The organism is Streptomyces sp. NPDC013455 (assembly GCF_040632975.1).
Taxonomy (GTDB): Bacteria; Actinomycetota; Actinomycetes; order Streptomycetales; family Streptomycetaceae; genus Streptomyces.
The window spans coordinates 81,496-96,101 of record NZ_JBEYCX010000011.1 but is presented as its reverse complement, the minus strand read 5'-3'; the positions used below and the strand labels follow the sequence as shown (position 1 = coordinate 96,101).

The window sequence follows — 14,606 nt, the reverse complement described above, 5'->3', positions numbered from 1 at the left end:
CGCGGCGCGGGTGCGCCGCTACCAGCGCACCGGCAGGCTTCTCAGGCCACGCATGAGCAGGCCCGGCAGCCACTCTTTCGGCTCGCCGTCCAAGGCGAGGCCGGGAGCGCGCTCCAGGAGCGTACCGATCGCGATCCCGCCCTCCAGACGGGCCAGAGGTGCGCCCAGGCAGTAGTGGATGCCGTGGCCGAAGGCGAGGTGACCACGGGTGTCGCGGCGGATGTCGAAGCGGTCGGGATCGGCGTACCGGGCGGCGTCGCGGTGGGCGGCGGTGAGGCCGACCAGCAGGCCCTCGCCCTGGCCGATCCGAGCGCCCGCGATCTCCAGCGGTTCGGTGGCGTACCGGTAGGTGGCGTTGTGCACGGGGCCTTCCCAGCGCAGCGTTTCCTCCACCGCCGCGTCGAGGAGGGTGGTGTCGGCGCGCAGGGCCGCCAGTTGGGCGGGGTGGGAGAGCAGGGCGAGGACGGCGTTGCCGATGAGGTTGACCGTGGTCTCGTGGCCGGCGATGAGCAGCAGGTAGGCCATGCCCCGCAGTTCCTCCGCGGAGAGCCGGTCGCCGTCCTCCGCGGTGGTGCGGATCAGGTCGCTCAGCAGATCGCCCGTGCGCCCGGCGCGGCGCTTGTCCTCGATCAGCTCGGTGAGGTAGTCGGCGAGCCGGACGATCGCCGCGCGCTCGCTGTCCTCGCCACTCGGCGCGACCACCTCGGTGGAGATCTCGCGGAACTCGGTGCGGTCCATCTCGGGCACGCCGAGCAACTCGCAAATGACCGTGATCGGCAGCGGGTAGGCGAAGGAGCCGATCAGGTCGGCGCGGCCGCGGGGCAGCATGTCGTCGAGCAGCTCGTCGGTGATCCGCTGGATCCGCGGGCGCAGTTCCTCCACCCGGCGCATGGTGAAGGCGCGCGTGACGAGGCTGCGCAGGCGTGTGTGCTGTGGCGGGTCGGCGGTCAGCAGATACTTGCCGATCAGCTGCTCGTCCAGCGGGATCTCGCCGATCTTGGCGGTGTCCTTGGCCAGCCGGGGGTCGGCGAGGGCGGCGCGCGCCTCCTCGTACCCCACCACCAGCCAGGTCTCCCAGGCCCCGGTCGGCGTGGCGAGCCGGACCCGGTGGACGGGTCCCTGTCCGCGCAGCCGTGCGTAGACCGGGTGCGGGTCCCGGCGCAGCGCGTCGCCGTACTCCGTCAGGTCGACCACTTCACGCATGTGACTCCCCTTTACCGACTCCAACGAGGCACCGGACGACGCCGGTACCCGATCAACGCGCACGCCACCCGGAAAGTGCCCGCCGCAGGGGTGCTCCACCACGGGCGGCGGTCCGCCTCCGGGCCTAAGGCTTGCGGCCCATGCGCACCGTGAACCTGCTGGCTAAGGTCGACACCCATGCAAGCTGAGGAGATCATTCGCCGCGACACGGCGGAGCGCAGGCGGGACACCGTGGAACGGCTCTGCTCCGAGCGCGACATATGGGTGTCGACGTCCCACCCCGACCACGGCCCGCATCAGGTGCCACTGTGGTTCCTGTGGGACGGACAGGCCGTGTGGATGTGCACCGGCGTCAACTCCGCGACGGCGCGCAACGTACGCGAGGAACCGCGCGTACGCCTGGCACTGCCGGATACCGTCGACGTCGTGCTGCTGCAAGGAGAGGCGACGTGCTGTTCCACGCGGGAAGTGCCCAAAGATGCCGCGGATGCGTTCGCGGGCAAGTTCGGCTGGGATCCGCGTAGGGAGGAGACTCCCCATCTGTACCTGCGGATAGCGCCGCAGACAGTGCGCGCCTGGCGCGGAGTACCGGAACTGCGGGGCCGGGTCGTGATGCGTGACGGTGCGTGGCTGGGGTAGCGAGACCCACTCTTCGTCCACGCCCTATGGCCTGTCAGCGGTCCGCTCGCGGCTGCCGTACATGCCTCGCCCGGCCTGATGGAGAAGTGATGATCACAGTCGAATTGCTGCTGGACCCCGGCACGGAGGACGGAGTCCTGCACGTCTGGGACCATCTGGCCGCGCGAGGAGAGCCCAGTCAGAGGCATCACGGTCATCCGACCAACCGGCCCCATCTGACACTCGCAGCGGCCGAGGGACCTGACCGCGGCAGCGCATCGGGAGCTGTGCGGGGTGCTGGAGGGCCTCGACTGTCCCGCCGTCCTCGACGGGCTCGTCCGCTTCTCCGGTCGTACGAACGTGCTGGCCTGGCGTGTCCGGCGGGAGCCCGAACTCCTCGCCGTCCACGCCGCGGTCCACGACGTGCTCGCCGCCGCGCACTGTGCGGGCGACCACCCCCTGCTCCTGCCGCACACCTGGCAGCCGCACATCACCCTCGGCCGCAGCCGCCGACCGGCGTGGAACGTACCGGACGACCAGCTGCTCCCTCCCGGCCTGCACGAGCCCGTGAGCGGCCGCTTCGTCGCCGCACGCCTGTACGACTCGCACACCCGCGCCCTCACCTCGATCCCGGGGGAGTGACAAGGTGAGGGCACGGGCTCTTTCCGAGTGCGGTCGTGACGTGCACGCAGGTGGCGAGGGCGTCAGGTCCTGACGCCCTCGCGCTGTGCGATCGTCTCCGGCATCGCGTGGCACACGGCCTCGACCAGGACCTGCGTGACGGACCCGCGCCGGCGCGCGTCGCACAGCACGACCGGCACGTCAAGACCGACGTCGAGGGCCTGGCGGACGTCCTCGGCGGTGTGGCGGGCCGCTCCCTCGAAGCAGTTGACGCCGATCACGAACGGGAGGGAACGCTGCTCGAAGTAGTCGACGGCCGCGAAGCACAGCTCCAGACGACGGGTGTCGGCGAGCACGATCGCACCCAGGGCACCCGTGGCGAGGTCGTCCCACACCCACCCGAAGCGGTCCTGCCCGGGTGTGCCGAAGAGATACACGACCAAGTCATCGAGCGTGACGCGCCCGAAATCCATGACCACCGTGGTGGTGGTCTTTCCATCGACAACGGTTCTGTCGTCCATGCCCAGGTGCGTCGGGGTGAGCACCTCGTCGGTGGACAACGGCTCGGTCTCGCTGACCGCCCCGACGAAGGTGGTCTTGCCCACGCCGAAACCGCCGGCCACCAGAATCTTCAGCGCAACGGGCTGGTCCGGGGACGCGTCATACGCTGAGAAGGAAGCGTCATGGCCTGAGCGTCGATCCCGAACGAGCGTTTCGGTGCCGGGATGGCGCGACGCCTCAGGCCGGTCGGCCGGACCGTCTGGGGCCTCCTCCGCCTCCAGCCCGGCCCGGACCACCGGCTGCGACGGGCTGGGCCGCTGCGCCACCTGGCGGATCCGCTGCTTGATCTGTTCGAGGCCGGCGCGGGAGTCGAAGACGGCACCCAGGGCCTGCCCCACGGCGGCCTCGGTGTCTTCGAGAGCACGGTCGAGAGCGTGGTCCTGCGGCGTGGTGGCGTCGTCAGTCATGGTTCGCCTCCCCGATCGCGGACTTCAGCCGAGCCCGGGCCTGGTGGATGAGGTTTCGTACGGTGCTGGGGGACACCCCCATGTCGGCGGCCGCCTCGGCGGTCGAGCAATCGGCGATGTGGACCAGGACCATCGCCTGGCGCTGTCGTTCGCTGAGGCGCCCGATCGCCCCCAGGATGTCCTGGTAGGTCTCTTTGACTACCACGTGGTCCTCCAGCAGAACCTGGCTGTCCACAGGGTCGGTGTCGTGCAGCGGCAGCTGGCGGGCATGGCGACGGCGATGGAACACCACATGCCGCACGGCCGTCTTCACCAACCAGCCCCGCCAGTTGCCGATGTCGTCCCGCCGGAGGTGCTGCCACGCTTGGACGAAGGCGTGCTGGGTGGCGTCCCAGGCGTCAGCGGTGCACCCTGCGGCAGCGGTCGTGGCCTTGCGCAGCACTTCCTCGTGGAAGGCGGCGTACAGATCCTCGATCTGCCTCTCTCGTGCTGCACCGTCCGACCCCGGCAGCGGTTCGTCACCGGCCGGGCTCATCGTCGCTCCCCACCGTTGACGGGAGGGTGATCTCCCATTCCGTGGTCGCTCCGCCACGGCCGTCGACCGCTTTGAAACGCACCCGCGTCCCGCGACGCCCCTGCTTGAGCACAGCCGTCACAGCGGTCCAGCGGGCCCGCTCCCGTAACCGGTACGCGATAGCGCCCGACACCGCGCCCAACACGGGCAACCCCATGAAGACCACAAGCCACGTGTGCTCACCCATTCCGACCGCCGTTCTCCCCGTACGTAGTCCACACACCCGTCAGAGCGCCGGGGGACCGTCACCGTCTAGGGTCCCCGCCGGGACCGTGCACCCGACCGTTGTCGCGGAAGAGGCCGGCGGCGACGCCGGCGAGAGGCATGCGGCGGTCGCTGAAGCGCCGGCCCCCAAGCCCGTACCGGTGAACTATCGCCCCGACGGATTGCCCGCGGCACCGGAAGGCCAAGTTCACTGCACAGACGTCTTGGGCCGGGCGTCGGGGAAGGAGTCTGCCGTGAAAGGGCTGGTCGGTGTCGCCGGGGCGAGCGCGGTAGTGGTCGCCATCGGTGTCGTCACGGTGGCGGGTATCGCTGAGAAGGACGGGGAAGGCACCCCTGAGGTGCACGCCGAGAAGTTGCCTCCGGGAGAAAACACCGAAGCCGAGAGCCGCGGGGTCCAGGAAGTCGCCGCACGAGCGGCGAAGGCGGGCATCGACTGGCGGGCGTGCCCGTCCGAGTGGGGCCTGTACACGGACTTCCGCTGCGGATCGGTGACGGTTCCCATCGATTACGCGAAGCCGGACGGCCCGACCATCAAGCTGTGGCTCGACCGGCTCCCCAGCCCCGGTAAAGCACAAGAACGTCAGGGCACGCTCGTGCTCAACCCGGGCGGGCCCGGCAGCTCGGGCGTGACGGCACTCAAGGGGCTGAACCCCAGGGTGTGGGCGAACGTCGCAGGCGCCTATGACCTGGTCGGTTTCGACCCGCGCGGGGTGGGCCACTCGGCACCGGTCTCCTGTGCCGACCCGCAGGAATTCGCCAAGGGCCCCAAACCCGACCCCGTCCCCCACAGCGCCGACGACAAGAAGCGCATGCGAGACGACGCGCAGGCGTACGCCCAGGGCTGCCGGAAGCGCAGCGGTGCGCTTCTGCCGCACCTGACCACACCGGACACCGCGCGCGACATGGAAGTGATCCGAGCGGCCCTGGGCGAACCGAAGCTGAACTACCTGGGCGTCTCCTACGGCACCTACCTCGGGGCGGTCTACGGCACTCTCTTCCCCGACCGAGTGCGGCGCATGGTGCTCGACTCGGTCGTCAATCCCGCGCCGGCCAAGGTCTGGTACGGCATGCACCAGGACCAGATTCCCGGATTCGAACGACGCTTCAGCGACTGGACCGCCTGGGTCGCCCAACACGACGCGGACTACCACCTCGGCGAGACGCAGGCGGAGGTCAGAGACCGGTGGGAGAAGCTGCTCGACACAGCCGAGCAGCACCCGATCGGTGGGACCATCGGCCCCAGCGAGCTGATCGACTCGTTCCAGGCAGTCGTGTATTTCGACGAGATGTGGGCTCCGAGGGCCGAGGCGTGGAGCGCGTACGAGGCAGGGAACCCGAAGAAGCTCGTCGACGACGCCGGGACGAAACTCTCCGACACCAAGGGCAACATCACCAAAGAGAACTCCGTAGCCGCCTACACCGCCGTCAACTGCGCCGACGCCCAGTGGCCCACCGACTGGAACCGCTGGGACGAGGATGCCAGCCGCCTGAACGCCAAGGACCCGTTCATGGCCTGGTACAGCACGCGGCAGAATCTGCCCTGCGCGACGTGGCCCAGCGCCCAGCACACTCCGATCGAGGTCAAGGGCACCAAGCAGCTTGCACCCGTCCTGCTCGTACAGAACGCCGGGGACGCGGCAACCCCCTACGCGGGAGCCGCCGAACTCCACCGGCGTTTCCAGAGCTCGGGCCTGCTCACGGTCGAAGACTCCGGGGCGCACAGCGTCACCACCCAACGCAACCCGTGCGTCAATGACCGGGTCGACGCCTACCTGCTGCACGGCACCCTCGACAAGAACACGACCTGCCACCGAGCGGCCGCCTCCGAGGAGACGCGCTAGACGTTCGGCCCGCAGTGCTGCGTCCCACCGAGGAGCGCCTCAGCCGCAGGAGGCCCGGTGGGACAAGTGGGGGAACAGGGTGTTCCACTGGCTCTCGGGGACGCTCAGTGGATGAGTGCGGCACAGCTTCTCGTAGACGCGCTCGCTGTCGAGGTCCAGCAGGAACGTCCATGGTTCGTTGTCGAGTTCGGCCACGACCGCCATCTGTGACGCCTTGCCCGGGAGAACCTGCATGTCGGACACGCCCGCCAGGCTGGTCTGGGCGGGGCTGCGCCACCGTCCGTCCGGTTCGGTGTCCCAGATGCGGTACTCCTCGGGCGTGTCGAGCAACTGGCCGCCGAGAGCCATGCGGGTCACGACGTGCCGTCCGTCCGGGGTGACCTTGATGGATTTCACGGTGTGGTCGAGCCGGAGGGTCTCCTGGCGCTCGGGACGGTCGACGTCACCGATGTCCCAGAAGCGCACGGATCCGTCCTGCAGCAGGGTCGCCAGGCGTCCGCCGGTGACCGGGTAGTACCCCTGCGAAGTGCCGCGCAGTACGCCCCCCTCCGCAGGCCGGTCCGGATCACTCATGTCCCACAGCCGCAGGCTTTCCGCACCCCCCTCCACGATCAGCGTGTGCGACTCGCCCAGGTAGGCCAGGCCCGCTCCGTCCGCACCGCCCCGGACCGTGGCTCCCTTGCGCGGGTTGCCGGGGTCGGCGAGGTCCCACAGGCGGAGGTCCCAGGAAGCCCCCCTGTGCTCCGTGGTGACGAGGAACCGGTTGTCGAGGAACCACGGCTGGCCGCGGCTGCGATCGGTCCGCGCGTCGATCACGGAACGCCTGACCGGTCTGCGCACGTCGCTCAGGTCCCACACCTCAAGGCGGCGGGTGTCCTCCGCACCGATGGCGAACAGTGTGCCGTCGGAACTTACGGCCGTCACCACGTCGTCCGTGGCCAGCGGGATGTCCGTACCGTGCCGGGGGCGACCGCCGGTGCTGTCGAAGCTCCAGAATCGGAATGTGTGCTTCTTGGTTCCGCTCTCGAACGAGTGGGACACCAGTACCGGGGGCTTCTTCCTGCCGGGCAGGAAGTACCGCGCGTGCCACGGTCCGGGCACCGTGAAGGCCGGGCTGGGCCGCGTCGCCGAGCCGACGTTCCACACGCGGCTCGTGACCGTGTAGTCCTCCCCGTACTCCTGGCTGAGGAGGTAGCGGCCGTCGGGGCTGATCGCCTCGGTGCCGGGGTCGGTGTCCGCGAGATCACCGGGGAACGCCGGCGCCGGGGGATGTTCCGGCCACATCCGCACCGAGCCGCCCATGTCCCCGGCCGCGATGTACGCGCCGTCAGGACTGTAGGCGACGGACTGGACGGGTTCGCCCGCCGGCCGCTCGCCGAACTCCGACCGGGTGTCGTAGAGGGAGTCTTCCGCCCCGACCTTGCGCAGCAGCATCTTCGGCTCGTCGGCCTCGTTGTCGGCACCGGCGAGGACCTCGCCGTCCTTCCGGAAGGCGAGCGACGGTATGCCGCTTTCGATACCGACCCCGCCCCAGCCGGCCGGGAAGGAGCTCTCCTCCTCCGGTTCGACGAGGCGCAGTCGTCTGCCGTCCTCGATCCGCCACCAGGAGATCGTGCCGTTCGCCCCGGTGGCCACCGCCAGGTCCCTGCGCGGGTGCGCGGCCACGGCCATGACGGTGTCGGCCGCGGCGGTGTCGCGCAGCACCGGGCGGTCCGGATCGCGCACGTCCCACAGCCTGACCGCGGCGTGGCCCGACGTCTCGTTCTCCGGCTTGCCGTTGCCGCTCAGCAGATGCCGCCCGTCGCGGGTGAACGCCACCGAGATGAGCTGGAGGTCCTTTCCGACCGACGTCTCGTGGCGCAGCCGGGGCCGGTCGGCCCTGGTCATGTCCCACAGCCGCAGTCGGCCCTCGTCCGAGCCGGTCGCCAGGGTGCCGCCGTCGGGGCTGAAGGCGATGGAGTACGTCGTTCCCCGGGTCGTGCGGCGCTCCGCCTTCTTCCGGGGGTGCCGGGGGTCGGTGGTGTCCCACACCAGCAGGCGGTCCTGTGTCTGGACGGCGAGCAGGCGGCTGCCCGGCTGGAAGGCGAGGACGGCGGTGGTGCCCGGGGTGACGCCCGCACCCTTGCGGGGAGTGGCGGGGCGTGTGATGTCCCACAGCTGGACTCGCCCGCCGCGCTGGCTGGTGGCCAGGACGTCACCGTCGGACCGGTAGGCGACGTTGAGCACGGGCTGCTCGACACCGTTTCGGAGGTCGACGGGCGCGGTCGAGATGTACGCGGAGTAGAGGGCGGACCTGGTGACGGGGGTCTGCGCGGTGCGGTACGCGGCCAGGCTCAGCCGCAGCGCCGTCTGCGGGTCCTGCTTCCGCATCGCGTCGGCCTGTCTCGCCACCTGCTCCGCGATCAGCCGGGTCTCCCGCGCCTCGGCGTCGCCCTGGGCCCTGCGCGCGAGCACGGCCAGGGCCGTCGCCAGCAGGGCCAGGGCCAGGACGACGGCGAGTCCCGTCCGGGTCAGCCTCCTGCGGCGGCGCTCGGCGCGCTCGCCGGCCGCGATGAAATCCCGTTCCACCGGGCGCAGCCCGAGCGTGTGACCGTCGTCCTCCAGTACCGCCCGCGCACCGGCGAGGTGGCTCCCCGCGTACAGGCCGCTCGCCGGCCGGCCCGCTTCGGCCCAGGCCTCGGCGGCCTGGGCGAGCCTGCGGCGCACCAGCAGGGCGTCGAGGTCCGCGTTGATCCAGTTCCGCAGCCGGGGCCAGCCGTGGAGAAGGGAGTCGTGGCAGAGCTGGGCCACACCGTCGTCCACGACGACGAGCCGGGCGTCGGCCAGCCGGCCGAGCAGGTCATCGGCGCCGTGCAGATCCTCCAGGGGTACGCGGCGCCGTACCGCTCTGCCCTCTGCGTCGACCAGGTGCACCATCCGCAGCAGGAGTTCACGCAGGCGCTCGCGGCCGTCGGCGTCGAGCGCGTCGTGGATGTCCTCGGCGGTTCGCGCCACGGAGGTGCGGATGCCTCCGGACGCCTGGTAGCCGGCGAAGGTGAGTTCGGCGCCGCGCCGCCGGTGCCAGGTCTCCTGGAGGGCGTGGGCGAGGAACGGCAGGGCGATGGCGTCACCGGTGCCGACGCGCTCCTGTGCCAGTTCCCGCAGCAACAGGTCCGGCAGTCCGTCCTCCCAGCGCAGTCCCGCGCTCCGGGCGGGCTCCTCGATGGCGGCGCGCAGCTCGTCGTCGTTCATCACCGGTACGGCGAACTGGCCGGCGCTGACGGCCTGGGCGAGCCGGGGATCGCGCAGGCACTGGCCGAGGTAGTCGGCACGCAGGCCCAGGACCACCCGCGGGCCCGTGCCGTCCCCCGTGCCCGTCAGGGCGCGGGTGAACAGCCGGTGTTCCTCGGTGTCCCGGCAGTGGGTGAAGATCTCCTCCAGCTGGTCGATCACCAGGACGCGCGGTGCCGCGCGGCGGTCGGCCGGTGCGGTGAACCGTCCGGCGCCGAGGTCGCGCTCCACCTCGCCGAACGGCCGGCCGACAGCTCGTGCCCAGGCCGCCGCCAGCGTCCGGAAGGGCAGCGCCCCCGGGGCGGGCACCAGGAGCACCGGCTTGAGGTCCGTGCCTTCGAGCGCGGCACCGAGGCCGGCCCGCAGCAGCGACGACTTGCCCACACCGGAGGGCCCGACCAGGACGACGGGGTCGCCCGGGTCCGTCGCGGCGACCCGGTCCAGCAGACGCCGGGTCAGTTCCTCGCGGCCGTGGAACAGATGGCGCTGCTCCGGCAGGAACGGCCGCATGCCGGGATAGGGGCAGGGCCCGTCGCTCGGCTGCGGGGCCGGGCCCGTGTCCGGGGCGGCGGGCAGGATGTAACGCGGGTTGGCGGCGAGGACCAGGTCGCCGAGTCGTCCGACGCTGCCGGCGTGGGGCCGGGCGGGTGAGTCCTCGAAACGGCGGTCGAGGTGGCGGTGGACGTCGGACAGGGTGAACCAGCGTGGACCTCCGCTCTCGCCGTCCCGCAGCAGCCGCAGCAGTTCGCCGCCGAAGAGGGTGTACCGCTCGCCCTCGGGGGCGAAGGAGGCCGCGTAGTGGGTGGCCGAGGCAAGCAGGAAGCTGCCGTGTGGCCGTACGGAGAGGAAGGGGTCCTCGCGTCGCCCGCTACCGGCGGCCTCGGCCAGTCCGGAGAAGCAGCAGTCGAGGATCACGACCGGGCGCACCGGGGCGTCGGCGAGGCGGTTCTCGATCTCGGCGTAGGGCACGGCGTGCACGGTGTTGTCGTGGGAGGGGGTCGTGCTCGTGGCCAGATACAGCTTCCCTCCCGGGCCCAGGAGTCCGTGGCCGACGAAGCAGAAGACGAGGACTCCGCCTCGCGCCTCGGCGATGGCCTGCTCCAGCGGGCCGAGGACGTCGGCGGCCGATGGCGGATCGGTGACCAGACGCACCTGGCCGGCGGCCATCCCGCAGGCCGACGTGAGGGTGTCCGCCAGAGCCCGGGCCGTCCGCAGCGCGCTCGGCAGGCCGACGAGGAGCGCCCCGTCGACGTGCTCGCCCGTGCCCACCACCAGGGCCCGGCAGTCGTCGCCCAGCAGGCCGCGTGCGTCCGCCCCGTTCGTCCCCGCCATGGTTCAGGCTCTGTCCGTGCGGTCTCCCGCCGGTTGCGCCGGCCGGGGCGAGTCCCCCTCCTCGGAAGCCGCCCCGTCTCCCGGCGCACCGCGTTCGGTGTCACCCTCCGGGCTCGTCCCGGACCGGTCGATCGCCGCCGCGACGCGCTGGGCCAGGTCACCGGTGGCCTGCGCGGTCAGGCCGCGCACCTTCGTGGAGGAGACCGTGACCTGCGTCTGGTCGGGCAGGGTGATGGTGACGACCTGGTCGCCGCGCCGGTTCTGCAGCCAGGCCACGACGGCCGCCGCCAAGGCGGCGGTGAGACCGCCGGGTGCCAGTAGCAGGGTCACCAGTTCTCCGGACGCGCCCATGGTCCCGGGAGGAGGTGCGGTCGCCGACTGCCGTACGAGGCGGCCGCGCAACTCCGGCTGACGCTGCAACCACCGGTGCAGCTCGCTGGTGGCCGCGACTCGCCCACCGTCCGGATCGCTCGCGGAAAGAGTGATCTCCACTTCGCCTCCGTGACGGGAGCGGTTCCTGAGCCAGACGACCCTATCAGCATCAACTGGTCTGTCCCAGACGGGAGTTCCGCCAGACTTACCCGGGCGCGGCGATGCCCCGGTGCCCGGCTGCACAGGTGCGCCGACCCCGCCCGGCATACGGCCACGGGCGACCGCGAGCGGTGCGAGGACCGCCGGGTGTGGTGAGCAGGACCTCGTGGCTCAGGGGCGGGTGGCGGTGTCGCTGTCGGGGTGGAGGGTGAAGACCTGGTCGAGGCCGACGATGCGCAGGATGCGCAGGGTGTTGGGGGGCACGGCGGCGAGGGCGATGTCCGCCCGGGCGGCATGGGCGTGGTTGCGGGCGGCGATCAGAGCGGTGATGCCGCTGGAGTCGCAGAAGTCCATGTCGGCCAGGTCCAGAACCAGGCGCTGGCCGGGTTGGAGGGCGAGAGTGGTTATCCGTTCGCGCAGTTCGGGGGCGCTGGCGTAGTCGAGTTCGCCTGCGATGCCCAGGACGGGACCGGTGGCGGCTTCTCGGGCGGTGATCTTCAGCGGGCTCATGGTGTGGTCTGGGGTAGGGCGGCGGGGACGCCGAGGGCGAGCAGGGCGGTGTCGTCGTCGAGGCCGTCTCCGAAGCTGTCGAGCAGGCGTGTCAGGGCCTGGATGACCGCGTGCGGGGACCGGCCGGCGTGGTCGGTGGCGAAAGCGAGGAGGGCTTCGTCTCCGTACAGGGTGGTGCGGTCTTCGCCGATGCGTGCTTCGGTGAGGCCGTCGGTGTACAGCAGGAGGGTGTCGCCGGCGGCGAGGGTGGTGGTGGCTGCGGTGAATCTCGCGGTGGGCAGGATGCCGACGAGGAGGCCGCCGGGGGTGCGCAGGAAGTCGGCGGTCCCGTCGGCCCGCAGGATCAGGGCCGGGGGGTGACCGCCCGAGGCGAGGTGGACGGCGACGTGTCCGGTGGCGGGGTCGGGTTCGAGCGTGCCGAAGACGGCGGTGCAGTAGCGGGGGTCCCCGCCGGTGTACCGCTGGTGGAGGACCTGGTTGAGGGTGGTCAGGGCGGAGACGGGGTCGGGGTCGTGCAGAGCGGCGGCGCGCAGGGTGTAGCGGGTCAGCGAGGTGACGGCGGCGGCCTGGGGGCCTTTGCCGCACACGTCGCCGAGGAAGAACCCGAAGCGCCTGCCGTCGATGGGGAAGACGTCGTAGAAGTCGCCGCCGAGCTGGTCGGGGGAGGCGGTGTGGTAGTGGGCGGCCGTCTCCATCCCCGGTACCGGCGGCAGGGTGTCGGGCAGCAAGGACCGCTGGAGCACGGCGAGGGCGTCCTGCAGCCGCGCGCGGTCGGCCTCCGCCTGCCTGCGTGCCTCCTCGGCGGCTTTCCTGCCGCGCAGGAGTTCCTCCTCGTAGGCGCGGCGGTCCCTGGCGTCGAAGAGGGTGGTGCGGATTATCAGGGGCTCACCGGTGGTGCCGTGCTTGATCACGGAGGAGACCAGCACCGGCATACGGCCGCCGTCGGCCCGTTTGAGCTCCAGGGCTATTCCGCCGATCTCGCCTTGCATCCGCAGCAGCGGCGCGAAGTGCGTCTCGTGGTAGAGCTTGCCGCCCACGGTGAGCAGGTCGGGGAACCGCAGACGCCCCACCACCGCTCGCCGGTCCAGACCGAGCCAGTCCAGCAGCGTGCGGTTGATCTTGGCTATGGTGCCGTCCATCAGAGTGGACAGATAGCCGCACGGCGCGCTCTCGTACAGGTCCTCGGCGCTGTCTTCGAGCAGCGCCGCGAACGCCGCGTCCGAAGCCACGCCCTCGTCGGCGTCGCCCGAGTCGTGGGGATCGGACTCCTGGCCGGTGCGGCACATCACCGCAGGCCCGCCAGGAAGTCGCTGATGGCTCTGCTGGTGGCCTCGGGCGCCGACAGGTGCGGGCAGTGCCCGGTCGTGTCGAGCGTCACCAGAGTGGAGCCGGCGATCGCCTGGTGGACGAAGGCGCCGACCTCCCGCGGGGCGATGACGTCGTGCGCGCACTCCAGCACCAGCGTCGGCACCGTGACACTCTTCAGGTCGTCCCGCGCGTCGGACAGGAAGGTCGTCCGGGCGAAGACGCGAGCCATGTCCGGATCGGTGGCGCAGAAGCTGTTCTTCAGCTCCTCGCCGAGCTCCGGCCGGTCCGCGTTTCCCATGATCACCGGGGCCATCGTGGCCGACCAGCCCAGGTAATTGAACTCCATGGATTCCAGCAGTTCGTCGATGTCCTGTGCGCTGAACCCGCCCCGGTAGCCCTCGTCATCGATGTACCGCGGCGACGGAGCCACCATCACCAGCGCACCGATCCGCTCCGGAGCCGTACGAGCCGCCAGCACTCCGATCATCGCGCTGACCGAGTGCCCCACGAACACGGCATCGCGCAGGTCGAGCGCCTCGCACACTTCCACCGCGTCCCGGGCGTAGCCTTCCAGGGAGCCGTAACGGCTCTCCGAGAAGGCGGAGGGGTCCGAGCGGCCCGAACCCACGTAGTCGAACAGCACCACCCGGTAGTCGTCGACCAGGGCGGGCAGCGTCAGTCGCCACATGTTCTGATCGCAGCCGAACCCGTGAGCCAGCACCACCGTCCGCCCCTGCGGATTTCCGGTGACGTTGACATTGTTCCTGCGCGCGACATCCATGCCCGCCATTCTCACAGCCCCGCGCGCCCGTCCTGACACGGCCCCGAATCCCTCCACGTCCCGCCTGGCCGGCCCCACCAGCCCGGCGTGCCGAGGGTCAGGGTGTGGGGGAGGCCTCGGTGAGTGCCATCCAGTCGCGGAGCGTCTGCTGGTGCGAACCGCTCGCCGTGCTCGCGGACACCGCTTCGGCGTCCTCGACGGAGCACGGCGTCCCTGCCCGGGTGAGCAGGACCAGCGGCCACGCGGGGCCCGCACCGGCCGGCTCTCCATCGAAGGCGGTCCAGTTCCAGGGGCCGTCGAACCGCCATGCCCGGCCGGCGTGGTCGGCGACCTCGTCGCCCACCTGGAGTGCCGCGTATGGACGCATCAGCAGTTCGAACGTGAAGGGGATCCCGTCGCCCGGATGGATGGTGTACCCCGTGCCGTCGAGATGGCTCTCGTCCGGGAACTCGCGGTAGGACAGGCCTCGGCGCAGCACGGTCACGGTCTGGGTGGGCCGCGGCAGCCAGGCGGTTTCGAGCGGGGGATCGTGGTGGTCGACGGCCGTCACGTGCACCACGGTGGGTGGCACGCCGACCCGGCACACGTCTCCGGCCTTCAGTTGTTCGGGCGGAGGGTCCGTCCGGAACAGCTCGGCGGTCACCTCGGGTGCGGCGCTTCCGCCGCCGGCCACGCCCAGCGCGACGATCCCGTTCCACTGCGCGAACTCGCAGTCGGTGTCTATCTCCCACCACGGCCATCGCACCGACACGTGGTCCCACGTGACACCCTGCTCGACCCTGGTAACCGTGAAGGGGCACGCGATGGACAGCACGTCACCGACC

12 protein-coding genes are annotated in these 14,606 nt (G+C 71.1%); 3 read left to right on the top strand and 9 right to left on the bottom strand.

Annotation, left to right across the window (positions count from 1 at the left end; all coding sequences use genetic code 11):
* Positions 1–18: 18 nt before the first annotated feature.
* Positions 19–1,203, bottom strand: coding sequence for a cytochrome P450 (locus ABZ576_RS19415; protein WP_360741710.1), 1,185 nt, complete (start codon positions 1,201–1,203; stop codon positions 19–21).
* Between the two features lie 177 nt (positions 1,204–1,380).
* Between ABZ576_RS19415 and ABZ576_RS19410 the strand changes: the two genes are divergently transcribed.
* Positions 1,381–1,842: a pyridoxamine 5'-phosphate oxidase family protein gene (locus ABZ576_RS19410; RefSeq protein WP_360741707.1), complete on the top strand. Its 462-nt coding sequence runs from the start codon at positions 1,381–1,383 to the stop codon at positions 1,840–1,842.
* A gap of 273 nt (positions 1,843–2,115) precedes the next feature.
* Positions 2,116–2,463, top strand: a complete 348-nt coding sequence (locus tag ABZ576_RS19405) for a 2'-5' RNA ligase family protein (RefSeq protein ID WP_360741704.1) — start codon at positions 2,116–2,118, stop codon at positions 2,461–2,463.
* 62 nt (positions 2,464–2,525) lie between these two features.
* Here the strand turns inward: ABZ576_RS19405 and ABZ576_RS19400 are convergent, their stop codons facing one another.
* The gene (locus tag ABZ576_RS19400; protein WP_360742109.1) at positions 2,526–3,077 is read right to left on the bottom strand and encodes an ATP/GTP-binding protein; all 552 of its coding nucleotides are present in this window, start codon (positions 3,075–3,077) and stop codon (positions 2,526–2,528) included.
* 325 nt (positions 3,078–3,402) lie between these two features.
* The gene (locus tag ABZ576_RS19395; RefSeq protein ID WP_360741701.1) at positions 3,403–3,945 is read right to left on the bottom strand and encodes a sigma-70 family RNA polymerase sigma factor; all 543 of its coding nucleotides are present in this window, start codon (positions 3,943–3,945) and stop codon (positions 3,403–3,405) included.
* 497 nt (positions 3,946–4,442) lie between these two features.
* Between ABZ576_RS19395 and ABZ576_RS19390 the strand changes: the two genes are divergently transcribed.
* Positions 4,443–6,050: an alpha/beta hydrolase gene (locus tag ABZ576_RS19390; protein WP_360741698.1), complete on the top strand. Its 1,608-nt coding sequence runs from the start codon at positions 4,443–4,445 to the stop codon at positions 6,048–6,050.
* A gap of 39 nt (positions 6,051–6,089) precedes the next feature.
* On the opposite strand, the gene ABZ576_RS19385 is transcribed toward ABZ576_RS19390, so the two are convergent.
* The 6 genes from ABZ576_RS19385 to ABZ576_RS19360 form a co-directional block, all read right to left on the bottom strand.
* Positions 6,090–10,652 (bottom strand): caspase family protein, encoded by a 4,563-nt coding sequence (locus tag ABZ576_RS19385; RefSeq protein WP_360741695.1) that lies wholly within the window; start codon positions 10,650–10,652, stop codon positions 6,090–6,092.
* A gap of 3 nt (positions 10,653–10,655) precedes the next feature.
* A complete protein-coding gene (locus tag ABZ576_RS19380) occupies positions 10,656–11,144 on the bottom strand; it encodes a hypothetical protein (protein WP_360741692.1) in 489 nt (162 codons plus the stop codon).
* Between the two features lie 210 nt (positions 11,145–11,354).
* Positions 11,355–11,693, bottom strand: coding sequence for an STAS domain-containing protein (locus ABZ576_RS19375; RefSeq protein ID WP_360741689.1), 339 nt, complete (start codon positions 11,691–11,693; stop codon positions 11,355–11,357).
* The gene (locus ABZ576_RS19370) at positions 11,690–12,979 is read right to left on the bottom strand and encodes a SpoIIE family protein phosphatase (protein ID WP_360741686.1); all 1,290 of its coding nucleotides are present in this window, start codon (positions 12,977–12,979) and stop codon (positions 11,690–11,692) included. The genes ABZ576_RS19375 and ABZ576_RS19370 overlap by 4 nt, the downstream gene beginning before the upstream one ends.
* The gene (locus ABZ576_RS19365) at positions 12,979–13,782 is read right to left on the bottom strand and encodes an alpha/beta hydrolase (protein WP_360741683.1); all 804 of its coding nucleotides are present in this window, start codon (positions 13,780–13,782) and stop codon (positions 12,979–12,981) included. The genes ABZ576_RS19370 and ABZ576_RS19365 overlap by 1 nt, the downstream gene beginning before the upstream one ends.
* Positions 13,783–13,879: 97 nt before the next feature.
* Complete coding sequence (locus ABZ576_RS19360; protein ID WP_360741680.1) at positions 13,880–14,596, bottom strand: hypothetical protein; 717 nt, start codon at positions 14,594–14,596, stop codon at positions 13,880–13,882.
* Between the last annotated feature and the right edge of the window lie 10 nt (positions 14,597–14,606).